This window comes from Photobacterium sp. WH77, from assembly GCF_022014395.1.
GTDB classification, from domain to species: Bacteria; Pseudomonadota; Gammaproteobacteria; order Enterobacterales; family Vibrionaceae; genus Photobacterium; species Photobacterium arenosum.
The window spans coordinates 18,345-43,338 of the sequence record NZ_JAKLTE010000019.1; the positions used below are offsets into that span (position 1 = coordinate 18,345).

Annotated in this window: 24 protein-coding genes; 12 read left to right on the plus strand and 12 right to left on the minus strand. The window is 50.7% G+C overall.

Annotated features, from left to right (window positions below):
• The first annotated feature begins 510 nt into the window (after positions 1-510).
• The 7 genes from L6J37_RS16745 to L6J37_RS16775 all read left to right on the plus strand — a co-directional run bounded on the left by L6J37_RS16745 (position 511) and on the right by L6J37_RS16775 (position 6,877).
• Entirely contained in the window at positions 511-1,329 is an 819-nt protein-coding gene (locus L6J37_RS16745; protein WP_218383210.1) for a phosphate ABC transporter substrate-binding protein, read from the plus strand.
• 91 nt (positions 1,330-1,420) lie between these two features.
• On the plus strand, positions 1,421-2,332 hold the full coding sequence (pstC, locus tag L6J37_RS16750) for a phosphate ABC transporter permease subunit PstC (RefSeq protein WP_218383208.1): 912 nt from the start codon (positions 1,421-1,423) through the stop codon (positions 2,330-2,332).
• Positions 2,333-2,337: 5 nt separating this feature from the next.
• A complete protein-coding gene (gene pstA / locus L6J37_RS16755) occupies positions 2,338-3,222 on the plus strand; it encodes a phosphate ABC transporter permease PstA (protein ID WP_237795981.1) in 885 nt (294 codons plus the stop codon).
• A 17-nt stretch (positions 3,223-3,239) separates the two neighbouring features.
• Positions 3,240-3,989 carry a phosphate ABC transporter ATP-binding protein PstB gene (pstB, locus tag L6J37_RS16760; protein ID WP_237795984.1) on the plus strand — a complete coding sequence of 250 codons (750 nt, stop codon included), beginning with the start codon at positions 3,240-3,242 and terminating at the stop codon, positions 3,987-3,989.
• Positions 3,990-4,210: 221 nt separating this feature from the next.
• Positions 4,211-4,591 (plus strand): hypothetical protein, encoded by a 381-nt coding sequence (locus tag L6J37_RS16765; protein WP_218383206.1) that lies wholly within the window; start codon positions 4,211-4,213, stop codon positions 4,589-4,591.
• A 112-nt stretch (positions 4,592-4,703) separates the two neighbouring features.
• Positions 4,704-6,341: a mechanosensitive ion channel family protein gene (locus tag L6J37_RS16770; protein ID WP_237795986.1), complete on the plus strand. Its 1,638-nt coding sequence runs from the start codon at positions 4,704-4,706 to the stop codon at positions 6,339-6,341.
• A 101-nt stretch (positions 6,342-6,442) separates the two neighbouring features.
• Positions 6,443-6,877, plus strand: a complete 435-nt coding sequence (locus L6J37_RS16775) for an META domain-containing protein (RefSeq protein ID WP_192017486.1) — start codon at positions 6,443-6,445, stop codon at positions 6,875-6,877.
• Positions 6,878-6,902: 25 nt separating this feature from the next.
• On the opposite strand, the gene L6J37_RS16780 is transcribed toward L6J37_RS16775, so the two are convergent.
• Entirely contained in the window at positions 6,903-8,582 is a 1,680-nt protein-coding gene (locus tag L6J37_RS16780; protein ID WP_237795987.1) for a CHASE domain-containing protein, read from the minus strand.
• A gap of 213 nt (positions 8,583-8,795) precedes the next feature.
• Here L6J37_RS16780 and metR point away from each other — a divergent pair, with 213 nt between their 5' ends.
• Positions 8,796-9,707: an HTH-type transcriptional regulator MetR gene (gene metR / locus L6J37_RS16785; RefSeq protein ID WP_192017488.1), complete on the plus strand. Its 912-nt coding sequence runs from the start codon at positions 8,796-8,798 to the stop codon at positions 9,705-9,707.
• 56 nt (positions 9,708-9,763) lie between these two features.
• Here metR and L6J37_RS16790 read toward each other — a convergent pair whose 3' ends face one another.
• Together L6J37_RS16790 and L6J37_RS16795 are read right to left on the minus strand one after the other, a co-directional pair.
• Entirely contained in the window at positions 9,764-9,952 is a 189-nt protein-coding gene (locus L6J37_RS16790; protein WP_027253265.1) for a DUF4250 domain-containing protein, read from the minus strand.
• Between the two features lie 115 nt (positions 9,953-10,067).
• A complete protein-coding gene (locus tag L6J37_RS16795; RefSeq protein ID WP_237795988.1) occupies positions 10,068-10,691 on the minus strand; it encodes a hypothetical protein in 624 nt (207 codons plus the stop codon).
• A 280-nt stretch (positions 10,692-10,971) separates the two neighbouring features.
• Here L6J37_RS16795 and L6J37_RS16800 point away from each other — a divergent pair, with 280 nt between their 5' ends.
• On the plus strand, positions 10,972-12,180 hold the full coding sequence (locus L6J37_RS16800; RefSeq protein ID WP_192017490.1) for a GGDEF domain-containing protein: 1,209 nt from the start codon (positions 10,972-10,974) through the stop codon (positions 12,178-12,180).
• A gap of 22 nt (positions 12,181-12,202) precedes the next feature.
• On the opposite strand, the gene L6J37_RS16805 is transcribed toward L6J37_RS16800, so the two are convergent.
• Positions 12,203-13,405: an MFS transporter gene (locus tag L6J37_RS16805; RefSeq protein ID WP_237795989.1), complete on the minus strand. Its 1,203-nt coding sequence runs from the start codon at positions 13,403-13,405 to the stop codon at positions 12,203-12,205.
• A 112-nt stretch (positions 13,406-13,517) separates the two neighbouring features.
• Between L6J37_RS16805 and L6J37_RS16810 the strand changes: the two genes are divergently transcribed.
• Together L6J37_RS16810 and L6J37_RS16815 are read left to right on the plus strand one after the other, a co-directional pair.
• Positions 13,518-14,411: a LysR family transcriptional regulator gene (locus L6J37_RS16810; protein WP_237795990.1), complete on the plus strand. Its 894-nt coding sequence runs from the start codon at positions 13,518-13,520 to the stop codon at positions 14,409-14,411.
• A gap of 280 nt (positions 14,412-14,691) precedes the next feature.
• A complete protein-coding gene (locus L6J37_RS16815) occupies positions 14,692-15,882 on the plus strand; it encodes an amino acid aminotransferase (RefSeq protein WP_237795991.1) in 1,191 nt (396 codons plus the stop codon).
• 149 nt (positions 15,883-16,031) lie between these two features.
• On the opposite strand, the gene L6J37_RS16820 is transcribed toward L6J37_RS16815, so the two are convergent.
• Entirely contained in the window at positions 16,032-16,337 is a 306-nt protein-coding gene (locus L6J37_RS16820; protein ID WP_027253270.1) for a hypothetical protein, read from the minus strand.
• A gap of 224 nt (positions 16,338-16,561) precedes the next feature.
• Positions 16,562-16,954 (minus strand): MarR family transcriptional regulator, encoded by a 393-nt coding sequence (locus tag L6J37_RS16825; protein ID WP_192017494.1) that lies wholly within the window; start codon positions 16,952-16,954, stop codon positions 16,562-16,564.
• A 355-nt stretch (positions 16,955-17,309) separates the two neighbouring features.
• On the opposite strand from L6J37_RS16825, the gene L6J37_RS16830 reads away from it, so the two are divergent.
• Entirely contained in the window at positions 17,310-17,975 is a 666-nt protein-coding gene (locus L6J37_RS16830) for a DUF2982 domain-containing protein (protein ID WP_237795992.1), read from the plus strand.
• A gap of 7 nt (positions 17,976-17,982) precedes the next feature.
• Here the strand turns inward: L6J37_RS16830 and L6J37_RS16835 are convergent, their stop codons facing one another.
• From L6J37_RS16835 to L6J37_RS16860, 6 genes are all read right to left on the minus strand, one after another.
• The gene (locus tag L6J37_RS16835) at positions 17,983-18,636 is read right to left on the minus strand and encodes an MBL fold metallo-hydrolase (RefSeq protein WP_237795994.1); all 654 of its coding nucleotides are present in this window, start codon (positions 18,634-18,636) and stop codon (positions 17,983-17,985) included.
• A gap of 66 nt (positions 18,637-18,702) precedes the next feature.
• Positions 18,703-19,254 carry a YcbK family protein gene (locus L6J37_RS16840; RefSeq protein ID WP_027253274.1) on the minus strand — a complete coding sequence of 184 codons (552 nt, stop codon included), beginning with the start codon at positions 19,252-19,254 and terminating at the stop codon, positions 18,703-18,705.
• A gap of 155 nt (positions 19,255-19,409) precedes the next feature.
• Complete coding sequence (locus L6J37_RS16845) at positions 19,410-21,197, minus strand: L,D-transpeptidase family protein (RefSeq protein WP_237795995.1); 1,788 nt, start codon at positions 21,195-21,197, stop codon at positions 19,410-19,412.
• Positions 21,198-21,334: 137 nt separating this feature from the next.
• Positions 21,335-22,477, minus strand: coding sequence for a DUF1513 domain-containing protein (locus L6J37_RS16850; protein ID WP_237795996.1), 1,143 nt, complete (start codon positions 22,475-22,477; stop codon positions 21,335-21,337).
• Complete coding sequence (locus L6J37_RS16855; protein WP_237795997.1) at positions 22,458-23,468, minus strand: imelysin family protein; 1,011 nt, start codon at positions 23,466-23,468, stop codon at positions 22,458-22,460. Before L6J37_RS16855 ends, L6J37_RS16850 begins: the two co-directional genes overlap by 20 nt.
• 9 nt (positions 23,469-23,477) lie before the next feature.
• Entirely contained in the window at positions 23,478-24,914 is a 1,437-nt protein-coding gene (locus tag L6J37_RS16860; RefSeq protein WP_237795998.1) for a di-heme oxidoreductase family protein, read from the minus strand.
• Positions 24,915-24,994 lie beyond the last annotated feature (80 nt).

A 24,994-nucleotide genomic window follows, 5' to 3' on the forward strand; every position in this document is an offset into this window, starting at 1 on the left:
TTGTGTTCGTGCAGGAGTGCTTCAAGTTCTGTGCCATCGCAGCCTGAACGAAAAACAGCGCAGTAACGGAAGCGGAACTTTTCAGGAAATGACCTCAGTAAATCAAGGCTATAGAGCTCACCAAGCTGTGTGGGGATTCTCCGGGTAATTTTGCGTTTTTTTCATACCTGTCTGCCCAGAACCCTTTACGTCTTGCTGTGTAAAAAAAGGTGACACCGGGATACCTGACCCTGATCTGCCATGGCAGACCCGCGGCTCAAGTGAGAAATGCCTTCCAGAATTCATCATGCAGTCAGGCATCATTTATACCTCATGAGTATTATTGATAGCCTTTCATCAGTCTACGATTTCACATTAACTGCAATTATTGATGTATATCAGCCACTTAGTTTCATCTTCATAGAGTGTTCAACAAACTGCAACAAACCTGTCATAAAACTCTCCTAACCTGTGCCTCGTTCGTTAAACAACTGATTGGCAATTCCGCCAAATTCGAAAGGATATGGAAAAATGAAAGCAAAGGTTATCGGTGCTATCACACTGGCTGGCTCAATGATGTTTAACCCGGCTATGGCGGCTGAAACAATTTCTGTTGTAGGCTCTTCTTCTGTAACGCCATTGATGGAAGTATTCGGCGAGACTTACGCAAAATCCCATGATGTTGTGGTTGAGGTTCAGGGACCGGGTTCTTCTGCCGGTATCCGCACTGCCCACGACGGTTCTGCAGATCTGGGTATGAGCTCCCGTGATCTGAAATCATCTGAAAAAGCGTCTGACATTACCGAAGTGGTGATTGCCCGTGACGGTATCGCTGTTGTTATCCACAATTCAAACCCGGTAAAAGACCTGAGCAAAGAGCAGGTTGCTCAAATTTATAAAGGCGAAATCACCAACTGGAAACAAGTAGGCGGTGAAGACAAGCCTATCGTTGTGGCTACCCGTGATACCGCCTCAGGCACCCGCGGTGCATTCGAAGATATCATGTCTCTGAAGCGCAAAGTCAACGGTAAAACCGTTACTGCTATCTCTCAGCGTGCACAGGTTGCCAGCGGTAACGGTCAGCTGAAAACCATGGTTGCCAGCAACCCGTTCTCTATCGGTTACATTTCTCTGAGCTCTGTAGACGACTCTGTGAAAGCGCTGTCTATCGAAGGGCACACGCCATCGGTTGAAGCGATTAAAGCCGGTGATTACAGCGTACAACGCCCATTCCTGGTGGTTTACAAAGACGGTCGCCCTTCTAAAGCCGCTCTGGATTTCCTGAGCTGGATGAAAACCGCTGACGCACAAAAAATCGTTTCTGAGCAAGGTTTGATTTCAACTCACTAATTTGCAATACCTTTCCGGCCTGATATGCAGGCCGGATATTTCGATTTCTCAGTACCTGAAGTTTTTGGTTCAGCGTCTGGAGTAATGCAAAATGACCATCGCGAACAATATTGAGAACACGCAGAAGAAGCCTCAGCTTGCTGCTGCAAATAAAATTGACTGGCGTGAACTCTTTTTCAAATACCTTTTCCTAGCTAGTGCTGTCATTGGGATTTTATCGCTGATCACCATCGGCTATTTCATTTTCCGTGAAGGCTATGCGGCTTTCGCTGAAGCCGGTTTCTCTGGCATTGTGCTGGGTGACGAATGGTTACCACCTGCCTTGTTCGGCATCTTCCCTATGATCGTCGCTTCTGTGGTTTCTACCGCAGGTGCTGTGATTGTCGGTGTGCCGATTGGTGTGATGACCGCGATTTTTATCGCTGAAGTGGCTCCCAAGCGCCTGGCCGACATCATTCGCCCTATGGTTGAACTGCTGGCGGGTATCCCCTCTGTGGTTTACGGTTTCTTCGGTCTGGTGATTATCGTTCCTCTGATCCAGAACGTATTTAATGTACCGGCGGGTAACACGGTGCTGGCGGGTATCATAGTACTGGCAGTCATGATTCTGCCCACAGTGATCACTGTGTCTGAAACCTCCATTCGTGCTGTGCCGCGCAGCTATAAAGAAGGCTCACTGGCGCTGGGTGCATCGCATATTTTCACCATTTTCAAACTGCTGGTACCGGCTGCGCGTTCCGGCATTATGACGGGCGTTATTCTGGGTATCGCACGTGCATTAGGTGAAACCATGGCCATCATCATGGTGATGGGTAACTCCCCGGCTATGCCTGAGGGCATTCTGGATTCAGCACGTACCCTCACCGCCAATATCGCGATTGAAATGTCGTACGCCACCGGTATTCACGCCAGCGCCCTGTATGCCACAGGTATTGTTCTGCTGGTGTTCATCATGATGCTGAATGCTGCCCTGCTCTACCTGAACCGTGAGCGCGCGAGGTAATCACAATGACGCTATCAACAAACACACATTTGCAGGCAAGTAACCCTGCCAGACAGCAACTTAAAGACACAATCTACCTCAGTGTGATCTGGACCTCGGCCACGGTAACGGTCGGCTTCCTGCTGTGGGTCGTCTGGTACATTCTGAGCAACGGCCTTGCCTACGTCGACTGGACATTTATCTCCAGCAACTATACAACGCTGGGCGAGGAGTCGGGCATCTGGCCGATGATCGTTGCCACGCTGTACATGGTGCTGGCGTCAATTCTGGTTGCCGCGCCCATGGGGATCATGACCGCAATATACCTGACAGAATATGCCAAAGTCGGCAGCCGGCTGGTGAAAGTGATCCGCTTCTGTACCGAGTCACTGGCGGGTATTCCTTCTATTATTTACGGCCTGTTCGGTATGACTTTCTTTGTGGTCGTGCTTGGCTTTGGCTTCTCGATTTTGTCTGGTGCCCTGACACTGAGCATTCTGATTCTGCCCGTGATCATTCGCACCACAGAAGAAGCCTTGATGGCGGTGCCGCAAACTTACCGTGAAGGGTCTTACGGACTGGGCGCATCCAAAATTTACACCATCTGGCGCCTGATATTGCCAAGCGCAATGCCAGGCATAGTCACTTCTATCATCCTCAGTGTAGGTCGTGTTATCGGTGAATCGGCACCGGTATTCATGACAGCAGGCATGGTGGCACGTCTTCCGGAGAGTCTGCTTGATTCCGGCCGGACACTCACCGTGCACCTGTACAAGCTGACTCAAGAACTCTACACCATTCACGAATGGCATCAGGCTTACGCCACTGCCACGATTCTGATTGTGATTGTTCTGATCATCAACCTGTGCACCAAACTGCTTGCCAAACGTTTTAACACTGCGACTTACTGATTTCGGGGAAATACATTATGAACAAATTTAATATTGAAAATCTGGATCTGTTTTACGGCGACAACCAGGCACTGAAAAAAATCAATCTGCCGATTCCTAATCGCCAGGTGACAGCATTAATCGGCCCGTCCGGCTGCGGTAAATCCACGCTTTTGCGCTGCCTTAACCGCATGAATGACCTGATTGAAGGTGTGAAGATCAAAGGCAAATTGTCGATGGACGGAGAAGACGTTTACGGCAACATAGACGTTTCCAGACTGCGCATTAAGGTGGGCATGGTGTTCCAGAAGCCTAACCCCTTCCCGATGAGCATATACGAGAACGTGGCTTACGGCCTGCGTGCTCAGGGTGTGACCGACAAAAAACGTCTGGATGAAGTGGTAGAGCAATCGCTGCGCGGTGCCGCATTGTGGGATGAAGTGAAAGATCGTCTGAAATCACACGCCTTCGGTCTGTCTGGTGGTCAGCAACAGCGTCTGTGTATCGCCCGTACCATCGCTATGGAGCCTGAGGTCATTTTAATGGATGAACCAACCTCAGCGCTGGATCCGATTGCGACCAAGAAAATAGAAGATCTGATGGAGTCTCTGAAAAAGAACTTCACTATCGTTATCGTCACTCACTCTATGCAGCAGGCACGCCGAATTTCAGATCGTACCGCCTTCTTCCTGATGGGTGAGCTGGTCGAACACGATGATACTTATGCGCTGTTCAACAGCCCGCGTGATGGCCGTACCCGCGGCTATGTGAACGGCGACTTCGGCTAAGCCTGGATTCCAGACGGCATAGCATGCCGTGAAATCCGGCCTGCCCCCGACACGACAGATAATAAAAGCGATGGTAAGTACTTGCCCCCAACCTTGGGGGCTTTTTTTTGCTCTTTTTTTACCCATTCCTGACATTTCACACAACAGCCGGATTTACACTCAAATGAACACTGATTAATTCTATTGGCGCCGGACATTCAGGCCAAGGTCAGACAGGTGAGATGATGCAAAAGAATCATGAAATTTCACATGCTAAATCCTGGATTCACAAACTCGCAGCAATGGATGCTCACCCCAAACTCACTGGTATTCTGCAATCTTCACGGATCATGACACAACAGTATGCCGCCTTTTGCCGTTTACATAACCTGATGGCCTTTACCTATTCACAAAATGGCCACCAGCAGCTGCTTGCAGACACCCTTGCGGCTTCAGGATGCGACACCCTCATCTGTGATCAGCGCCACTACCCTGCACTCTGGTATATGCTGCATCAGATTAACCGGCCTATGCTGATCATTCTGAATCAGGAAATGTGGACGCCGGACTGGTGCTGGCAATTTGATCATCATCAGTTCCTTTGCCAGCAGGATTTGCTCTGACCTCACCCACAACGGTTAGCATGTTATAATCACGGCACTCATTCTCATCGCGGCACACCCGTTGCCGCGATGTACTTGTATTTATCTCCCTGAACCGGAATACCGCTCTACTATGCGCAAGCTTTTACTCATTATTACGTTGCTTACATACAGCCTCAATGTCTTTGCCCAGGCTGAAACACCGCCCTCTCAGCTGGATGAACTGTCGCAGTTGAACCAGGAAGTCATGGAGCTGTATCAGGCCGGCCAGAGCCGTACCGGTACCACACGTGATGTACTGCGCATGCAGGTACTGAATAAGAACAATGAACTGCGCGACAAGATCGGGGAATTAATCAGTGAGCCGCCGGAAGGGGCAACCGCCACCCTGCTGGATTACGTCAAACGACAGGAACGCTATACCGACAATACGGCAAACTATCTGAGTAACAAGATTCTGGCTGATGAAAAAGCACTGGACAAAGCCTCGCAGGAAGAACAGCTGCTCAAGCTCAAGCAATTGAATGAAGAGCGCATGCTGTCTGTTCAGATGCTGGGCGAGCAGTGGGAAAACTACCGCTGGATGGAACAGCTTGGTCATAATGCCGATCAGAAAAAAAACAAACTGGCTAAAGCCATCAGCAACCGCTTAGAGTTTGTCTCTGCTTCACTGGATTACAACAACCAGCAGGAAAAAGTGCTGGCTAAGCAGCTCAAAGAGGCGTCAGAGGGTGAGAAAGCCTCACTGCAACTGATGCACATTCTGGCACAACGCAAACTGTCGAGCGATATTGACCGCTTAAACTACTTAATCAACCTCGGTGATCAGGCACAGATAGATACGTCGAACTACAAAAAGCAGCAATTTGAAGTGACCGGTGATCTCACCAATGACATCCTGAATCCGCGGGTAATCTATTCGATTGTCTCAGCCTGGGCCGACAACCTGAAAAAGTGGCTGATTGATAATACCCCGCAGGTGCTGTTCAAGGTGTTGATCTTCGCCCTGGTCCTTTTGCTGTTCCGGCTGTTAAAAAACCTGACACGTAAAGTGGTTAAGCGCGCCGTGGCGTCACCCAATCTCAAGATGTCGCAGTTGATGCAGGACTTCTTTATTTCCATGTCGGGCAAAGCGGTCTTTTTTCTCGGGCTGTTAATTGCCCTGTCACAGGTCGGGCTTAACCTTGCGCCGATACTGACAGGTTTCGGTGTGGCCGGTGTGATCATCGGTTTTGCTTTGCAGGACACCTTGTCTAATTTTGCTTCAGGCATGATGCTGCTGATTTACCGCCCTTTTGATGTCGGCGATTTTGTTGAGGCTGGTGGGGTGTCTGGTAAGGTCAGCCACATGAGCCTGGTCAATACCACTATCCGTACCTTTGATAACCAGATCATCATAGTGCCGAACAGTAAAATCTGGGGGGACACAATCAAGAATGTTACGCACGAGCGCGTCCGCCGTGTCGATATGGTATTTGGGATCGGCTATAAAGACAGCATTGAGCAAGCCGAAGCCATTTTACATGACATTATTGATAACCATCCGGCTGTGCTGCGTGCCCCGGAGAAAACCATCAAAGTACACACACTAAACACCTCTTCGGTGGACTTTATTGTTCGTCCCTGGGTGAAAACGGATGACTACTGGGATGTGTACTGGGATGTCACGCGCGAAGTCAAACTGCGGTTCGACAAAGAAGGCGTTTCTATCCCCTTCCCGCAGCAGGATGTGCATTTACACATGGTCAGCCCGGAAAAGAACGATGCGTAAAAACATCCAAGTTGAATTGCTTCTACACTAAAAAACACGGTTTACGGAATTTTTTGTCTTACCGTCAGTCAAAAATCTTCGAATCCATTTGGGGAAATACAATGAAAAAACACCTGCTGACCGCCATGGGCACTGCCCTGCTGTTATCTGCCTGCGCCGGAACCGGTGGCAACACAACAGCTGGCTCTTCTGCTGATCTGACGCAATATGAATGGGAACTGTCAAAGATCGACAATCAGGCCGTCACCATCCCGAGTATGGGAGCCGTGCCGACCCTGGGGTTTGAAAATAACACAATGGCACATGGGCATTCCGGCTGTAACCGCTATTTCGGTTCTGCCGAAGTTAAAGACGGCCAGTTCCGGATTGAAAAAATGGGCATGACCATGATGGCCTGCCCGGATGATGCGATGAAACTGGAACGTGTGATGAGTGATACCTTAAGCCAGTGGAGCAAAGCCGAAGTCAAAGGAAATACGCTGACGCTCAGTAATAGTCAGCATACTCTGACTTTCACCGCCACTCAGCCAATGTAATTCGCCACCCTTCTGTCTGACAGCATCAACTGAGCGCGTTCTCAGTTGATGCTTGTGGCTGACGAACCTTTGCACTCACTTTGTTAAATCCTTCCTGCTGTGCCTGATACAGCAAAGCTTCTGTTTGATGGAACAGGGTTTCTGCTGTTAACCCCTGAATGTCGAAGACTGTCATCGCGCCCACAGACACCGTCAGATAGGGATTGGCACTCATTTCTGTATTGGCCAGATTCAAACGTTCAGCCGCAGTGCGCAGATGGCGGGCAACCACTTCACCATTGTTAGTATTCGGCAATACGGCGGCAAACCTGTCATCATCGAGCCGTGCCACCATATCAGCGGGGCGTTTTAATGTTCTGCCCAGCTCGTTGGCCAGCCTCCTGAGGCCGGACTCATACATGTCCTGCGGACACTGGCTGACAAAGTGCGCGTAATCATCAATTTGGATCAACACCACCACCAGCGGGGATTGTTCCCGCCGTGCGACTCTGACCGCTTTATCCAGACTTTCTTCAAACGCTCGCTGATTAGCGATACCCGTCAGCGGGTCAATCAGGCTCATGCGTTCCAGCTTTTCGTTAACGGCCAGCAGTCTGTCATGTTGCTGATTCAGAGTATCCAGATATTGCTGGCCCCGTTGAAACACGAAGAAACTCACCAAGGCTGCGACAGCAAAAAATGCATTGACTCCCCAGAAGACCCACCAGGGTGTTAATGACTGATGCTGGCGAATATAGTCCTGCATAGGTGTGGCTTCAATCACCCAGCGGCGTCCGCCTTTGCTCAACACCTGATGAACATAGCGGTAATCAGGCGCATACTCGCGGGTGAGAACCTCCTGGGTCAGCCTTTTCTGGCTATAGTGGTAATGCTTTTGCTGGCTAACCGGGCCGGTATCCAACGTCGGCACCAGGCTGAATACCAATTTATTTGGCTGGGGTGCCAGGGTATCAATCAGTGTCAGTGCAAAAGGCTTGACCTGAGTTAAGCCGGGTGATGAGAGAAAAATCTGCGCGGGATTAAACACCCCTGCCACAAAGCCCAGCAAGCTGTCCTGCCGCTCTGCCTCTGACATAGGTTCAGGGAATTCGTACACAGGCAACAGGCTGAGGATGCCCTGTGCGGTGACATCATTGCGCTGAATCTGGAGCGGGACAGTCAGTTGCAATTGCCCGGTATCTCTGGCGCGCTGAACCGCTTCAAAACGCAGAGAGTGCGAGCCCATGTCGTAACCTATTACCGCCTCGTTTCCGGTGACAGGCTCGACGTAATAAACTGGATAGTAAACAGCTCGCTCGCTGGCCGCTACACGCTCTCCGGACGCGACCTGTTCGGTAATCACATATCCGGGCAGCCATTCATTGGCCCGTTGTTCTAAGCTGGCACGGTCTGCCTGTTCCACTTCGGGAATCCATTCCAGGGCAGTGATTGCCGGAAAACGGGTAAGAATTTTATCTGTCAGTGCCGCGAAACCCTTGGCATCCGGAATGCCGTTGGTGTCCAGATTAAGCTGCAGGGTATAAAGTGCTTCAAAGTGGCTGTTCATCGCCTGAATAAAGGCGTGTGAGGCTTCCGTGACATCCGATTCAAATTCCTGCTGAATACGGCGGGTTTCCAGATGAGAGAAGAAAAGCAGCATCACAATCGACAAGATCAACCCGGCAAACAAGAGTAAGCCAATAAATGTAAGACGTTGTCGCTTCATCAAGTTCCCTTAAACAATTTAGTTACACCGGGTTTCAATCCTATTTTCAGCCAGGCGTCATCTATTTGCCAGTTTGGTTTCAGATAACAGATACAAGATCACTATGCGACACTCATTACGCCCTAATGTAATCGATTATAGACGTCTAGATGTTTACACTTCTCTTGATAACCAGTACTCTGAACAGCAGTAATCTTCAGGGACTGAGTGAACATGATTGAAATTAAACACCTTCGCACATTAGCGGTACTGAGAGACACCGGTTCCCTGACAGCAACAGCCAACACCCTTTGTCTGACCCAGTCGGCGTTGTCTCACCAAATTAAGGATCTTGAGCAGCGGATTGGCGCACCACTGTTTTTACGCAAGACACGCCCGGTCAGATTCACCGCAGAAGGCGATATCCTGCTGAAACTGGCCGATGATTTAATGCCCCGTATCGCACGCGCCGAGCATGAACTTGCCAATTTAAAAGAAGACGCAAAAGGTCGGCTGCATATGGCAATTGAGTGCCATTCCTGCTTCCAGTGGCTGATGCCTGCGCTGAAGGAATACCAGATTAACTGGCCAACGGTGAGCCTGGATTTTTCATCCGGTTTTAGTTTCGAGCCTATCCCGGCTCTGGCTGCCGGGGAACTCGATCTGGTGATAACATCTGACATTAACCCGCGATCGGAAGTGCACTATGAACCCCTGTTCGACTTTGAGATGCGCCTGGTAGTTTCGCCGCAGTCTCCCCTGGCCGAGTTGAGCACAATTAAACCGGCCGATCTTGCCAGCCAAACCATGTTGACCTACCCGGTACAAAAAAACCGCTTAGATGTGGTGAAACATTTTCTGCAGCCTGCGGGCATTGAACCTAAGATATGGAAGCAAGCCGATAATACCCTGATGCTGGTGCAAATGGTCTCGGCAGGCTTGGGAGTTGCTGCCCTGCCCAACTGGGCAATCCATGATTTTGCCCGCCAGGGATTAATCGCCAGCAAGCCACTGGGTAAAGGCTTGTGGCGAAGACTGTATGCGGCGATTCGCGCATCAGAAAAAGAGCGCCATTATCTTCAAGCCTTCTTTGCGACGGCCCGGCAGCAGTGCCAGACACACCTTGAGGGCATTAAAGCAGCCTGAGGCAAGTCTACAATAGACCTGAAAAAACAAAGGGCACCGAGACGGGTGCCCTTTATTCATTTAAATTGATTAGAAATGGGATCATAGCGGTAGCCGAGGGCCGCCATTTTTTGTCGCAATTGTTCCTGATCCAGCTCGTAACGGCTGGAAAGATCGTCAATCGTATCGCATTCCAGGCGCAATCTTTCGTTCACTATGCCCAGCACTATGTTAGCGTCCATGTTCAGCAAGTTACTGATTTCCACCTCTCCCTCCTCCGGCTACTGCCGTTAGAACATCAGACCCGGAGTCAAACAACTCCTCTTGTTGTTAGCATAGACGCTCTACCTATCATTCGACCAGTCAGAGCACTTCATTCAGTCAGAACACTGAAAGCTGGCATCCTACTGAGGCAGACAGCAATAAAAGCACACCGGACAATTGCCAGACTTTGACCGGTTTCGCCAACACAATATGGCCGACCCAAATCACCTGAGCAGCAATCAGCAATAACAATGCCGCACAAATCGCCAGTAACTTGCTTTCCACCTGTGCCTGAGGCACAGAGTAATAGAGCTGGCCTGAAAACAGCAACACACTCAGCATGGCACTCACCAGGCCTGCTGCGGGTAATACCCGGTGAAAAGCCTGCAACCGCGTTCGTGATTGAGTCAGCAACAGGTGCGCCAGGGCGGCGCCAAACATCACCACGGCAATCAGGCTCTGCACTTTTTCTGACCATGACAGCGAAGAGAGTGCCATCAGCCAGCTCAGCACTGCCATCGCGCACGAGGCATACAACAGCTTCAACGGCCCCTGATCCCGCGTCTTACCGGTTTTTACCTGGAAAGTGAACAAGCCTACACCCAGAAGCGGCAACAGTGCCACTGGCTGGTTGATGCATGCGATTAACCAACCCAGCAACAGTACAGGAAGCATCTTATGGACCCGGCCTCGCTGGCCCGGACAGATCTCCCCTTTCGTTAAAACGAGAGTGAGAATCATCTGTGCTCCCAACAGGGCAGAGACGAGTAAAGTGGTATAAGTCATATTCATGAAAGGCTACAGAAGAAAGAGAAAAACGCCCGAAATTATATCAGAACAGTACTAAAAACATCCATCGCTCAAATTTCCCGACAATTAACCTGGTTTCACATGTATTATATGAATCAAGATCACGGTTTTGGCGACCGTCTTGTAGAATAATTGTTCGATTATAAAAATAAAGGGCGTTTACCGTCTGTTTTTTCTCACAAAACAGATGTCAGATGAGCTGGAAGCAAAGATGATATCGACTTATAACCACTACCATAGGCTGTTGTGCCATGCGCTCAAGCTCTATATTCCGGATCTATGGAGTGCTAAAGCACACACCCAGAGCTTCCAGAATACGCGAAGCGGATACCTGCGCAGCCGAATTTCTCTGCTCTGCATTGTATGGGCAGTACTGATCATAGCATGGATACCTTTTGACTTTTTTTACCTCAATACAGGAGAAGATACCCGAATTGCCAGTGCCCGTTTACTTCTCGCGTTATTTTTAATGGGTATTGCCAAAGTCAACGAGACTCACACCACCTTGCGTCAGTCGCAATGGTGCATGGCACTCATGGTTCTGGGACTGAACCTCTTCTACACCTATTGCATCTGGGTATTGGGTTTTCCCGAAGTGTACAGCGGTTTTGAATACGGCTATACGCTGTTGCCTATTTTGCATGTCGCCATTTTAACTATCCTGCCGATTACACTGAAGGAAAGCCTGTGCCTGCTGGCATTCACCGCTGTCACAGAAATCGCAGTCGATTTACAGACAGGCACGGTGCTGATGCCGGAAACACTGGCCAATTACTGGCTGCAGAACGTGCTGGCTATTGTCGTCATCTGGTCACAGTTATCCAAGCTTTACATGTTGATGCGTTTGTACCGCCAGGCAACCCTGGATCCGTTAACCGGGATATACAATCGCAGAATGTTACTGCAACAAGCCCAGAAAGCCATGGAAAACTGTCAGGCCAAACGTCAGCCTTTTTCTCTGCTGCTGTTTGATATCGATCGTTTCAAACGCATCAATGATACCTGGGGCCATGGCGTTGGTGACAAAGTACTGCGCGGTTTTGCCGATCATCTGCAACTGGCATCGCGGAAAACCGATCTGTTCGGACGTTATGGCGGCGAAGAGTTCATTCTTTGCCTGCCCTGCTGCGATACCTTAACAGCGCAAAAAATTGCAGACCGGATGTTAGCCGATATCCGCTCACTGCAACTGCCAACTGATATAGAAGAAACACATGTGTCAATCACAGCCTGCATCGGCATTGCGACTTTTACCTCAGGCGACAGCCTGATGACCATGATAGACCGTGCCGACCGCGCATTGTACGAGTGCAAAGATGCCGGTCGCGACTGCTACCGGTTCCACCCGTATGGCTATCAGTACCGCGACAGACGCAAGCCGTTAGAACCCCTGGTCAGTGAAGCCAGCAGCGAGGTTTAACCCAGTCTGACCAGGGTATATGTTAAACAGCCACCGATGCCACTGGCTCGGTGGCCTGCTTTCTTCCCAGGCGCCAGCACAAGGCATACAGAGCCAAATACAGCACACTGCCGCCCACCAGTACGCCGTGCCAGTTCCAGTGTTGCCAGCAGGTGATCAGGTAAAACCCGCCCAGGCTGCCGCCGACATAATAGTGCACCAGGTAAAGGGCGGTGGCCGTGGCTTTTCCTGTCTTCGCTTTCTGGCTCACCCAGGCATACGCCAGAGAATGGGTAAAAAACGCACCGGAACTGATTAACAACAAACCGCTCAGCATGGCCGACACAGAGTCCAGCGCGGCAACCCACATCCCCAGCGCACTGATTGTCGTACCCAGTATCATGCCACTCACCGGTTTATACCTGATGCTCCAGCTGCCACTGAGTTTTGCGGTAAGCGTCCCGCTCAGATAACACAGAAATATCAAAGACGCCCAGCTGACCGGCAAGGAATAAGGCGGTGAGACCAGCCTGAAGCCCATCACAGAATACAGGTTCACAAACAAGGCAAAATTGATACAGCCAATCAGCATAGGGATCCACAATACCGGTTGCTGTAAATGCCGGATCACATGTTTTGTGTGATGTCTGAGCTGCCCGCGCTGAGGGGTAAAATATTGCTGCTGCGGCAATAATCTGGCGACCACCAAAGCGCCAACCAAACTAAAAAGTGCCATACCCAGCACAGCCCCCTGCCAGCCCCAGGCGTCTGACGCAAAGCCGCCGAATAATCGCCCGGCAATGCCGCCCAGTGAGTTAGCGCTGATGTATCCGCCTACCGCCAGCGACAGGGCTTTAGGTGAAAACTCTTCAGCCATATAGGCCACTGCAACCGCTGCAAACCCTGCCAGCGAGGCGCCCATCAGTGCCCGGGCAAGACTCAGCATCAGCAAGCTCTCAGCCAATAGCATCAGTACGCCCACCACAGGCAGCAAGAACAGACTCAGCAACATCACCTTACGCCGTCCAATCATTTCGGAGCTGACAGCCCATGGCACCAGAGTCAGCGCCAGAGCCAGTGTACCTGCTGCCAACAACCAGTTAACTTTGGTGGCACTCACGGAAAAAGCCTCCGTCATTACAGGCAACAGTGGCTGGAAGAGATACAAATTACAAAACACCAGAAATGAACCAAGAGCCAGAGCAAAACTGGCCCGACGATAGGCAGAACTATGGATTTCTATCACAGACAGGCACCAGACGATGAAGAGTTGCTGAAACAGTAGCAATTTCCCTCTGATAGTGAAAATATATTAAAAATATCGACTCCATATCTTTTATTAATAGCCAGAGTAACCAATGGACATTCGCCAGCTCACTTATTTCATAGCCATTGCAGAGGCCGGCAGTTTCACGAAAGCCGCGGCAAAACTGCACATAGCACAGCCGGCTTTAAGCATCGCAATAAAGAAATTCGAGCAACAGCTAGAGATGCCGTTGTTTCACCGCAGCGATCGCCAGATAGTGCTGACTCACGAAGGTGAAGTACTGATTCAGCATGCCCGCCTGATTTTGCAGCAGGTGGATGATGCAAAGATCGCCATGGCGGAATTGAAGGGATTGCAAAAAGGCGAAGTCCGGCTGGGTGTACCCAGTATGCTGGGGTCGTATTTTTTTCCCGATATCCTGATGGGGTTTAAATCTCGCTACCCCAATCTCAAACTGACGCTGGTCGAAGCCGGTACCCAGTCGATCCGCTTGATGCTGCTTAACGGAGAGCTGGATTTAGGTGTGATCCGAAGTGCCGATCTCCCCGACAGCCTTGAAGCCGAGCCGTTACTCACGTCAGAAATGGTGGCTGTCGTCAGCCCGAACCACGAATTTGCCCGGCAGTCCTCGGTGTCGTTCGAACAGTTTTTCAGCCAGGAGTTGGTTATGTTCAAGCAAGGGTACTTTCATCGCGACTACATCGACCATGTCTGTCAGGCACATCAGCTCAAACAGCACATTGCGTTTGAAACAAACCTGTTGCCCATGATCCTGAGTATTATCAGACAGGAGTTTGCCATATCAGCCTTACTGGAAATGGTCACCCGCCACGAGCCCGGTTTAACAGCCGTGCCTTTCGAACAACCGGTACAGCTCAATCTGGCTATCGCCTGGCGAAAAAATGGCTACTTATCGATGGCTGATCGGGCATTCATGGAATTTATCAAAGAGCATCAACGCCATCGCCGATTGCATTCAGCGTGATCCGGCATTTCAGGATGGGTATATGAAAAATTGCAAATTCGCAATGTGATCAAGCTCACGTGAAAATTTCCAATAGATGATGTTTGTGTTTCATTTTCTTTTACAATGGATGTTTGCTTGGGAGCCTGATCGCACCGGAATGTCAAAAGCCAGACCGGATTTCTGTCTGCCAGATCCTTGAAGGACTGCAGAATTTCGATCAGAGTCACATGACCATTGAAAAATTATGGTCTTTCCAGGCACGTCGACCGTATCACTGACTAGCATGGATGATTCACGAATGTTTGAAAAAATCGTTGCCGCACCAGCTGACCCTATCCTGGGACTGACTGAAGAATTCAAAAATGACACTCGCGCTGAGAAAATTAATCTTGGCGTTGGCATCTACAAAGATGAATCGGGTAATACCCCGGTTCTGGCGACAGTGAAAAAAGCTGAAGCTATCCTGCTGGAAAAAGAAACCACCAAATCTTATCTGAGTATTCCCGGTACAGCAGAATACGGTCTGGCTGTTCAGGAACTGCTGTTTGGCAAAGGTGCCGCCATTATTACTGACAAACGTGCTCAAACGGCTCAAGCGCCGGGTGGTACGGGTGCACTGCGCGTAGCGGCAGAATTCATTAAACGCCAGCTGGGCGATGTGACCGTTTGGATCAGCAACCCAACCTGGGCAAACCACTTTGGTGTCTTTGGCGCTGCTGGCCTGCAGACAGAACAATATGCTTACTACAATGCCGAAACCAAGAGCATGGATTTCGATGCTTTGCTGAGTTCTCTGGCAAATGCTAAAGCAGGTGATGTGGTATTGCTGCACGGTTGCTGCCATAACCCTACCGGTATCGACCCGGATGCCGATCAATGGCTGGCTTTAGCAAAATTCTGTGCAGAGAAAAACCTGCTGCCAATGTTCGACTTTGCTTATCAGGGCTTTGCCAAAGGCGTTGAAGAAGATGCAACCGGTTTGCGTATTTTTACTGAACACAACAGTGAACTGCTGATCGCCAGCTCTTTCTCCAAGAACTTTGGCCTGTACAACGAGCGTGTGGGCGCCTTCACTCTGGTGGCTAACACCGCTGAAGTGGCCAGCACGTCATTCAGCCAGGTTAAAAGCATTGCCCGTGTGATCTACTCTAACCCACCGGCTCACGGCGCAGCGATTGTGACTGAAATTCTGAACAATGCCGAATTACGTGCAGAGTGGGAACAGGAAGTCGCAGACATGCGTGACCGCATTCAGGAAATGCGTACCCTGTTTGTTCAGACACTGAAAGATTTGGGTGTAGACGCCGACTTCAGCTTTATTGAGCGCCAAAATGGCATGTTCTCATTCTCTGGCTTGAATAAAGACCAGGTGACACGCCTGAAAGAAGAGTTTGCTATTTATATCGTAGGCTCTGGCCGTATCAGCGTGGCGGGTATGACCAAAGATAATATGCAGCCTCTGTGTAACGGCATTGCCGCTGTCCTGTAACCTTCGGGCTCAGTCACCTGCACAGAAAGGGGCGCTCACAGGGCGCCCCTTTCTTTTGACTGTCTTTTGGCTTTCTGTTTAATGCTCTGGTGCATTTTGCTGTATTTGTTATTCACTGTGCTTTCGGTGCACTGTCTGCCTGCTTCACATCAACCGGATTTATCCAGCGGTAGCACATTACAAAACAGCTCACGCTCATATTGTCGTTCCAGCTGGTCTCGCCACGACTTCTTGGAAATATGGACCAGATAAAAGTTTTCCCGTGATGTATCTGTTACGAATGCCATATCAAACTGCATTAACTCGTAATGAATATCATGCACAAATCCCAGCGAGAAACTTTGCCGGCCAGTCAGCTGATTAATGTCCTCCCGGGTTAAACACACACCCTGTTCATCCTCAGCAAAACGGTTACGTAACCATTCGGAAAACTCTCGAGCACTGATCATTGTCATATTACCTCATCTGTGAGTGCCTACATCCGTGAATAATCCGATCCTCTTAAATAGGTATAGCAGAATAAGACTAGTTCGTCAGACCGAAACGAAATTGCGCAATAAAATCAGCCATGAATGGTCGGCTGTAAGAAATGCTGATTACGAGGAAAAAAGGAGATAAATGATTGAAAAAGGCAAGAAAGGTAACCCGCTCCTGATAATTCAGGAACGGGGAAGGACAATTACAGCGCTTTATATACGACTTTATTGCCAGCAAGCTGAATTCGCTCAACAAGCCCTTCTTCAACCAGTTTTTTCAGTGCCCCCGTTGCCCAGGAAGCGGCTTTGCTGTCTTCCTGGCCGGCTTCAAGGCCGATACTTTTCGGGTTAATACCTTCTGCATTGTTTGCCACTATGCCCAGCACCTGCTGCTGCTTAGGTGTCAGCGATACAGTAACCGCGACTTTACCCGCTGGTGCTTCTGTTTTTTTCACATCAACCTGAGGCTTTGCTGCCGCTACCGGGGCTGCCTGCTTCACCGCTGCTTTGGTGACAGGTTTTTGAGTCACTGCCGTGGCCGCTTTGATGCGTTTTTGCAGTTTAAGCTGTACTTTACGTTTGTGAGAGATTCTCATTAACTTCCTACTCCGTTGTACTACTTTCAGTCGCCAGTTTGGATGCCCAGCGGGAAAAAAAGTAGCGCGAGTTATATCAAGGATGTCAGAGGAATGCCAGCAAACGGCTATTTTAAGCACAATAAAAGCCATATTTTGCGTATTTTAAGCGACAAGATCTCATTTTTATCTTTTTCAAGTTCATGCAATTAATGGAATAAATACCGACTTTCATGCAAACTAGCCCTTACGCATTGCATAAACAGTCGTCAGTGGTTTGACACCCATATCGCTAACCACAACCTGTGAGTAATATCTCTGGACAATTTGCCATACTTTATAAAGATGACATCTTCATGCTCTCTCTGGAGTTAATTTGAATAGCGTATATATTCAGTCGCCGCATCCCAAACCCGGTGCTTATCTGATCTGGCTGAGCCTGCTGGCTATACTCGTGCTCGGGCTGACCGTCTTTACCTTTCCCGACATTAACGGCGTGGCCGTCGCGCTGTTATTGCTCGCCATGATGACCTTGTTACTCATAGGGGTGAAACTCAACCGACAGTCACCGATTACTTTCACCCTCACTTTCATGCACCTTCAGTACCACAGTCCGCACGGCGGCTGGCTGACCCGGTGGCAAAATGTCGCGGATATAGGACGCGCGTCTGTCAGCACTCAGGGCTGGCACAAGCCCTTGCCCTGGATTGGCATCAGACTCAAACATTACGATGAGTTCCTGGACAGCATCTGCCCCCGTATTGCCAGCCAGATATTAATGGAACAGCGCGGTTTGATGATCATGGCGTACAAGCGTGCAGACAATCCGCCTCATGAAATAGAAGATATGTTATTTGATGACAAACACTATGTGGGGGAAAACGGTAAAATAAACAAGGGGTTGTTGGCTATGCTGGCAAATCGCATGCGCTACAACAGGGAACTGATGGGGTATGATTTTTTTATTTCAGAAGATCTGCTCGACAGGCCAGCCGATGACTTTATCGGTCTGGCTCGTCGTTTTCTGGCTCAGTCCAGATAACAATCAATTACCAGAGCGGCATAGCATCAGCCACGTGCGGGTTACTGGCACGCTCTTCACCAAAAGTCGACATTGGACCGTGGCCGGGAATAAAGCGCGTGCCATTACCCAGTGGCCATAGCTTGGTTTTGATCGACGCAATCAATGTGCCATGGTCACCACGCGGAAAATCGGTTCGGCCGATACTGCCGTTAAACAGCACATCGCCCACAGCCGCCAGTCCGGCTTCTTCACTGTGCAGAACAACATGTCCCGGCGTATGGCCCGGTGTATGATACACAGCCAGACTCTGCTCACCAAAGTGGATACAGTCTCCCTCATCGAGCCAGCGATCAGGCTGAAACGAGGTCACGGGAGGAAAGCCAAACATCTGGCACTGCTGTTGCAGCGAATCCAGCCAGAACGCATCGTCTTGGTGCGGTCCCCATACAGGCACCTCAAGCTGGGACGATAAAGGTGCTGTGCCGCCGACATGATCCAGGTGACCATGCGTCAGAACGATTTTCACCACCCTGATGCCTAATGACGTAATACGGGCCGTGATACGCTCAATATCCCCGCCGGGATCGACAACCACACCTTCCAGTGTTTTATCACACCACAGAATTGAGCAATTCTGCTGAAACGGGGTCACTGGCACGATTTCAAACTGCAGACTCATACACTTGTCCTAACTGTTCCAAAACCGCGCCAGCATACCACACCCCTGCTCTTCTGCGTACTGTGCTTACCAGCGACGCACAGGACCTGTATCAATATGCACAAACCCGCTGCGAGGATAATAACCAACACCACCCAATTTCAGATCCAGTGCTGCACTGCGGACACGAGACAAAGAAATACCTTCCAGATTAAAATCAATGGCTTGACCTGTCATATGGTAGCTTTTCTTTGCCACTCCTTTGGTGGAGCCGCGCAGCATTTGATTGGTTTTGGGCGAACGGTAGCCAGATATGATACGAACCTGACCTTTATGGCTCAGTTCTTCACGGATCTGGGAAATCGCATCGAACAGGCGTCGGTCCATTGGCGCAACTTCATTCTGACGGAAGTCACGGCAAATATGGTTCATGCGCTTTAACTCTTTGTCCAGATAGAACTTCCCATCAAAGTAACGTGTTTCCAATTCTTCTTTGGTATGAATGTTACATAGGTACAGCTCTCGGGCACTTTTCGCGGTATATGGACTCGCAATCGCCATTTTTGGCAACATAAAGGCGCCTAATGTCAGCCCGCTCGCGATCAGGAGCTGACGACGCTTATTATCTACTTCTGACATCCTGAAAAACTCAACTGTAAAACACAAAAAACAAGCGCAAAAGCCTGTAAACGACTGCACGATAGCCGTGTGTTTTCGATGAGTCAACGCACGAATGTCAAAAAACAGACGTCAAAAAAGCCATTAAATTGACTAACTATTGACGTATAAGGAATTTAATTTTTGTAAATTGATGCAAATTTTTCAGAGTCTGGTGAATTTTTATCCTGCTCATCGTATTGGTACACATCATTGCGATAGTTCACCAGCCCCTGTTCGTCAATCCACGCAGTCTGATAAATCAGGAACACTTGAATTTTCTGTTTCACGCCGACGGTTCTGGTCGAGCTTCGCCCGGCCAACTGATCAAAGCGCTGCTCTGATACACCTGCATAGCTTAACAAGACTTTCGCCATCTCATCCGCGCCCTGAACACGGATACAGCCGGAGCTGAACGCTCTGAAATCTTTATTGAACAGACTTTTTGACGGCGTATCGTGAAGATAAATAGCCTGATTATTCGGGATAGTGAACTTAAAACGTCCCAGTGCATTATGCGCACCTGGTTTTTGCCGTAACCGGTACGGGAAGTTCTTCGCCGTCACATAGCGCCAATTGATAGAGCTGATGGGAATTTTTTCATTACTGTTCCAACCGCGGAGTACGTCGTAATGATGGCGGTACAAGTAGCCGCTGTCGTACCGGGCTTTAGGCAGAATGTCTTTTCTCATGATGGAGTTAGGGACATTCCAGTACGGATTAAACACCACAGCGGACAGGTTCGAGATCATGACAGGCGTTGGCCGTTTGGGTTGCCCGACTATGACTCTGGCATCAAACACCATGCGGTTATCCAGCCACAGATTCAACGCAAAATCGGGAATATTCACAACCAGCCTGGACGGAAAATCTGACGTCCACACCCGGCTGCGCTGGGCATTTAATGCCAGCAGGCGAATACGCTCCTGAGGCGTCACCGCTAGCCAGGCACGGGTTTGCGGGCCAATTGCACCGTCCACTTTTAATCCATGCCGTTGCTGGAAGTGCTTCACCGCTTCTGCCAGATCGATATTGTAGTGTTTCTTGCCCGCGGTTCTGAGTTGCTCTGCCTGGTAGTCAGTTAAATCACCCAAACGTTCCAGCATGGTGATTAAGATATCAGGATCTCTCAGCCAGGCGCCCAGGCGGATAATGCCGGGCTGACTGAACACTGGCCAGGGCTTCTCCGCAATGGTTTCCATTCGGTTGATGGCCTGCAGAAACTGGTTGTAGTGGCGTCCGGTAGGTTTGAGCGACGCCACGAAAACATTGAGCTGATCTCGTTCCAGCACTGCCATCAGCTCAGCCAGACTTTCATCCGAAGGCGCAGGCATGCGCGTGGGCACTTCCTCGCTAAACAGCCACTGCGTGCGGTTATCAATGACATTTTCAATGAAACTGAGGTATGCCAGTAAGGTGTCTGTCGCGAGCAGATCATACTGACGCCAATCCTGACTTTGCTTCAGCCGTTTGAGCTGCTTCAGACGATAGTTAAAATCCGGGCTGGTTTCCGCGAGTGTCAGCACCCATAACTGCTGCTCAAAATCAGTCACAGTGAAGCTGTCTTGCCAGAGAGGCACATAACCTAACCCGTGATACAGCTGAGCAAGTTGCTGTTTATATCGCAATCCCGGTAACTGAGCAGACACTTCATCGACCCAGGCCAGTGACTTTTGCCGGATAAGCGCTAATTCGTCCGCGTGTTTCTGAGCCTGAATCTGCTCCGGGGTCGGTGCAATGGCCGCCGCCTCGGCCGCAGGAGCCGGTTCAGCCATGGCACTTGTTTCAGCTTCTGGTGCAACAGGCGCGTCGATGGTTACACTGATCTCTGACTCAGGATCTGTGTTTGACGCATCCTGTGCATGCAGAGTATATGAAACACTGCTGACTACCAGAAGAAGCCCGATACGACCTAGCCTAGTCATGTGCGCTCTCCGCTACCATCACTATCATTATGGCAAAGCGAAGCGATTATCGCTTGAAATCAAACGATAACTCGATGCTTTCCCTGTTTATAGTTATAAAGGTAGTGAGATATTCGAAAGCCCGTTGTTTCAAAGTTTCAACTGAACAGCAATTTCCAGTGGTTGTCCCACATCACTGCAGATTGAGCGATCCGGCCCGGACGGAGCGGCGTGCGGGTCAGAATTTTTCCCGCCCCTGAGCCAACCAGCCACTGCCCCTGGCTGACTGCCACCCCTGACGCATCCGTCAAAGGCTGTAGATCCACCAGCTCGCCAGTCTCTTCACGCCAGATGCCATAGCAGTTGCCTCGTGGTGAGGTTGCCAGCAGATAACCGTCCAGGCTGGCAATACTGGCAATATAATGGTTAAACCGCATCCAGTCCTCTTCATCCGCCTGCAGCGGGCGAAGCGCGCCGCCACGTGTATGCAGATGAACAAGCGGCGCGGCCTGCTCTGGCAGTCCCCGGTATTGCTGACCGCAGGCGATGTCTCCGGTATCTGTCACGGCAAGGTGCCGGATACTCAGCCGTTTATCTGACAGCACGGCTTTCCCGACAACTTTCCCGCTCTGAATATCGAGATACACTAATGCAGGTTGCATGATCTCCAGGTTCAGCGGTTCCCGGCCGAGGGTATGTACGCCCCCGACACCAACCGCCAAAGTTTCCGGATCGGCCAGCACCACTTCATGAGGCCCAATACCAAACCCAGTGTATTCAGCCACTTTTTGCAGTCCGGCTGTCGTATCATAGACGCCAATCACGCCTTCACTGGTTGTGCTCATCCCTTCGGTTGCGTACAGGTAACGGCCGTCAGCGGAAAATGCACCATGACCATAGTAGTGGCGGTTCTGATCCGCATGGCGAAGCGGCTGTTTCTCTCCCGTTGCCGGGTTAAAAGCCTGCATATAAGCACCCGGACGACGAGCAAACGCCACCGCCAGTGCTCCGCCAGGCTGAATCGCCACACCGTGTCCGCGCTCAGGCAGAGCTATCTGGTGTATGGGCCGACCGTGCGAGTCTGCCACAACAACCGCATAACGGCCGTCAGCGGTTCTGCTGCAGCCGATGATGCGATCCCCGGTTGCTGTGCCGGTTGACTGTCCTTTGGTAAGTTGCTCCTTGGCGAGCTCCGCTGAAGCACAGGCAGACAGCATCCCGGCAGCCGGAAGCAAAATAGCGGTGCCCAGCGCCTTTTTCAGCAGTGCCCGCCTTGTTAAATCAGTCACCATCGGTTGCATTAAATCCTACGACAATGCCCAAAGCAGGCGATACCTCATCATGGAGTGCGAAATGAAGGTACTCCATGCCGTTAAAAATGCTGATGAGTTCGCGATACCCATCGCGTGTTTTCAGTAACTCGCCCATACTGGCACTTTGCGGCCAGCCAGCGATCAGGCTGTTAAACTGCCCGGCAATACGATCAGCCAGTGCAGCTTCTCCCTGCGCCCGCAATAAAGCATCCAGCCCTTTCCCATCCGCCAGGTACAGCGACTGCATTGCCTGTACATTGGCTTTCAGATTGTTCATGGATGTTTGAGAGCGCCAGGACTCCGCCTGATAAGGACGCGGATGACCCGGCTTACCCATAGGTAATGTCAGCTTCTTCAGGGCAAAATCCAGCTGATTGGTCAGGGCGCCAACGTATTCGCCCAGTGCCAGCTGCGGTGTCATTGCCTGCCAGGGATTGGCTTTCCAGGCCTCAGCCAGTGCTTCCCCACTGTCTATCAGGCGCTGGCTGACTGCCGTTGCCAGCGCACAGGCGTCAGGCTGGCTTAACTTGTCAGGGTTGGCATACAGCAACCACTCCATCGCCCCCAGCCCCTGTACGGCCACGCTTTGTTCAGCCAGTAATTCGGCTGTCCATTTTGTGTCCTGCGCCAACAGCTGCTCCATTTTTCGACCCGTAATGTCTTTCTTATCCGGCCAGAACTGGATCTGCCAGGCTAAAGCCAGTGCTTGTTCACTGCCTTTCTCCCGGCCTTGAAATACCATCCAGTCTTGCATCAACACCTGCCAGGCTGATCGACTGGCCGCCAGCGTTTTTTCTGTTTGTGCCTGACACACTTCACCGACAGCGCTTCCCAACACGCGGGCAGCGTCGGAAAAGGCGTCTGCCGCTTTAATATGTTGCTGATGAATTACCGCACTGCTGATTTCTTGATTTTCGTTGCAAGCGGTCAGTCCGGCCAGTGTAGAGATAAGGCTCAGTGCAACTATCGTTCTTCTCATATCATGTCCTTACAGTGATTGCAGGAAAGCAATTAACGCTTCCCGATCCTGTTTACCCAGCTGGAGCACCTGATCGCGGCTGGCCTGCGCTTCACCGCCATGCCAGAGCACAGCTTCCATCAGGTTGCGGGCCCGGCCGTCATGCAGGAAATACGTATGACCATTCACTTCTTCGGTATAGCCAATCCCCCACAGCGGTGCGGTTCGCCATTCCCGGCCGTTGGCCAGAAACTCACCACGGCCATCCGCCAGGCCTCCTCCCATGTCATGCAACAGCAAATCGGTATAAGGGTGAATGGTCTGCTCCGACAAAGCCGGTAAACTGTCAACTTTGGCTGTCTGTAGCTTGCTCTGGTGGCAAGATCCGCACCCTGCTTCAGCAAATAAGCGCTCACCGCGTTTTACTTGCGGATCATCCAGATTGCGGCGCACAGGCACAGCCAGATGACGGGAATAGAATTCAACAAAATTCATGATCTTATCGCTGACTTCGGGGGAGCCGCCATTGGGCAGTGTTTGACATACGTCCTGACCGCTGGTGCAGTTTTCAACCGGAAACAAACGACTTGTCAGGCCAAGATCGCCGTTAAACGCGCCGGCGTTTTGCTGCATCAGTGTCGGCTGGCCCGCTTTCCAGCCAAATCGCCCGGCTACGGTTTGCTGTTTTTCCACATCCCATACCCGGTTCAGCCTGCCGGAAATCCCTTTATTTTCCAGTAGTTGTGCTGCCGCGAGGGATTCCAGGGTCTGCTCGGGGATCTGCTCCAGCAACCCCAGGCCAATCATGGGCGGTGCGATACGCGCCGACATCATGATGTCCGGATGCAGGTCGCCGTAGTTCAGATCAAGAATCGTCAGTGTGGGTTTACGCAATGTGACGATGTCGCCATCCGAAAAAGTAACCGGCACCTCACTGTACGTCACTGTGATCTGGCCTTCGGGCTTGGCGTCAGGCAGTGCAAAATCCTGCAGTTGACCGCCATAGACAGGATCTGGAATCACACCATCCAGAATCAGGGTTTTCTTTTGTTCCGGTGTCAGGGCCGGGATGCTTAACCGCACCAGCATAGACACAGCATTGGTATCTCCTTCTTCCGGCGGATGCCCCCGGCCATCTTTGATGTGGCAATTCTGGCAACCATTGGTGTTGAACAAGGGCCCCAGCCCGTCGCGGGCATCTGTGGTCGCGGGGGCCTGTACCCAAGGGTTACGGAAAAAACTGTTGCCGACACTAAAATCCAGACGGTGAACCAAAGGCAGGTTCGCCGCAGGCATGGAGAAGGCATTGGCACCGGTTTTAGTGACACTGGTCGCCCCACCGGATTTCAGTAAAGAAAGATCAGCCGTAGCCGCGGTTTCACTGCTTTGCTGGGCCACGGCAGGAAAAGCGATCGCTAACGGCAGAAAACATACAGCTATTCTGGCTGCAAAAGGCTTGAACTTCATGCTTGTACACGCTCACATTCTAAAGGCTTCAAATAACCCGTTATGACGGCAAAAGGGCTCAGATGAGCCCTTGTTTTTGT

Bases quoted from the DNA above. Each gene is read 5' to 3' on its own strand.
- L6J37_RS16795 (WP_237795988.1), bottom strand. From the start codon at position 10,691: ATGATTCTCACTCTCGTTTTAACGAAAGGGGAGATCTGTCCGGGCCAG.
- L6J37_RS16855 (WP_237795997.1), bottom strand. From the start codon at position 23,468: ATGAGAAGAACGATAGTTGCACTGAGCCTTATCTCTACACTGGCCGGA.
- L6J37_RS16835 (WP_237795994.1), bottom strand. From the start codon at position 18,636: ATGAGTCTGCAGTTTGAAATCGTGCCAGTGACCCCGTTTCAGCAGAAT.
- L6J37_RS16780 (WP_237795987.1), bottom strand. From the start codon at position 8,582: ATGAAGCGACAACGTCTTACATTTATTGGCTTACTCTTGTTTGCCGGG.
- pstB (WP_237795984.1), top strand. From the start codon at position 3,240: ATGAACAAATTTAATATTGAAAATCTGGATCTGTTTTACGGCGACAAC.
- L6J37_RS16815 (WP_237795991.1), top strand. From the start codon at position 14,692: ATGTTTGAAAAAATCGTTGCCGCACCAGCTGACCCTATCCTGGGACTG.
- L6J37_RS16845 (WP_237795995.1), bottom strand. From the start codon at position 21,197: ATGACTAGGCTAGGTCGTATCGGGCTTCTTCTGGTAGTCAGCAGTGTT.
- L6J37_RS16810 (WP_237795990.1), top strand. From the start codon at position 13,518: ATGGACATTCGCCAGCTCACTTATTTCATAGCCATTGCAGAGGCCGGC.
- L6J37_RS16820 (WP_027253270.1), bottom strand. From the start codon at position 16,337: ATGACAATGATCAGTGCTCGAGAGTTTTCCGAATGGTTACGTAACCGT.
- L6J37_RS16800 (WP_192017490.1), top strand. From the start codon at position 10,972: ATGATATCGACTTATAACCACTACCATAGGCTGTTGTGCCATGCGCTC.
- L6J37_RS16860 (WP_237795998.1), bottom strand. From the start codon at position 24,914: ATGAAGTTCAAGCCTTTTGCAGCCAGAATAGCTGTATGTTTTCTGCCG.
- L6J37_RS16765 (WP_218383206.1), top strand. From the start codon at position 4,211: ATGATGCAAAAGAATCATGAAATTTCACATGCTAAATCCTGGATTCAC.
- L6J37_RS16770 (WP_237795986.1), top strand. From the start codon at position 4,704: ATGCGCAAGCTTTTACTCATTATTACGTTGCTTACATACAGCCTCAAT.
- L6J37_RS16850 (WP_237795996.1), bottom strand. From the start codon at position 22,477: ATGCAACCGATGGTGACTGATTTAACAAGGCGGGCACTGCTGAAAAAG.
- L6J37_RS16775 (WP_192017486.1), top strand. From the start codon at position 6,443: ATGAAAAAACACCTGCTGACCGCCATGGGCACTGCCCTGCTGTTATCT.
- L6J37_RS16840 (WP_027253274.1), bottom strand. From the start codon at position 19,254: ATGTCAGAAGTAGATAATAAGCGTCGTCAGCTCCTGATCGCGAGCGGG.
- pstA (WP_237795981.1), top strand. From the start codon at position 2,338: ATGACGCTATCAACAAACACACATTTGCAGGCAAGTAACCCTGCCAGA.
- pstC (WP_218383208.1), top strand. From the start codon at position 1,421: ATGACCATCGCGAACAATATTGAGAACACGCAGAAGAAGCCTCAGCTT.
- L6J37_RS16825 (WP_192017494.1), bottom strand. From the start codon at position 16,954: ATGAGAATCTCTCACAAACGTAAAGTACAGCTTAAACTGCAAAAACGC.
- metR (WP_192017488.1), top strand. From the start codon at position 8,796: ATGATTGAAATTAAACACCTTCGCACATTAGCGGTACTGAGAGACACC.
- L6J37_RS16745 (WP_218383210.1), top strand. From the start codon at position 511: ATGAAAGCAAAGGTTATCGGTGCTATCACACTGGCTGGCTCAATGATG.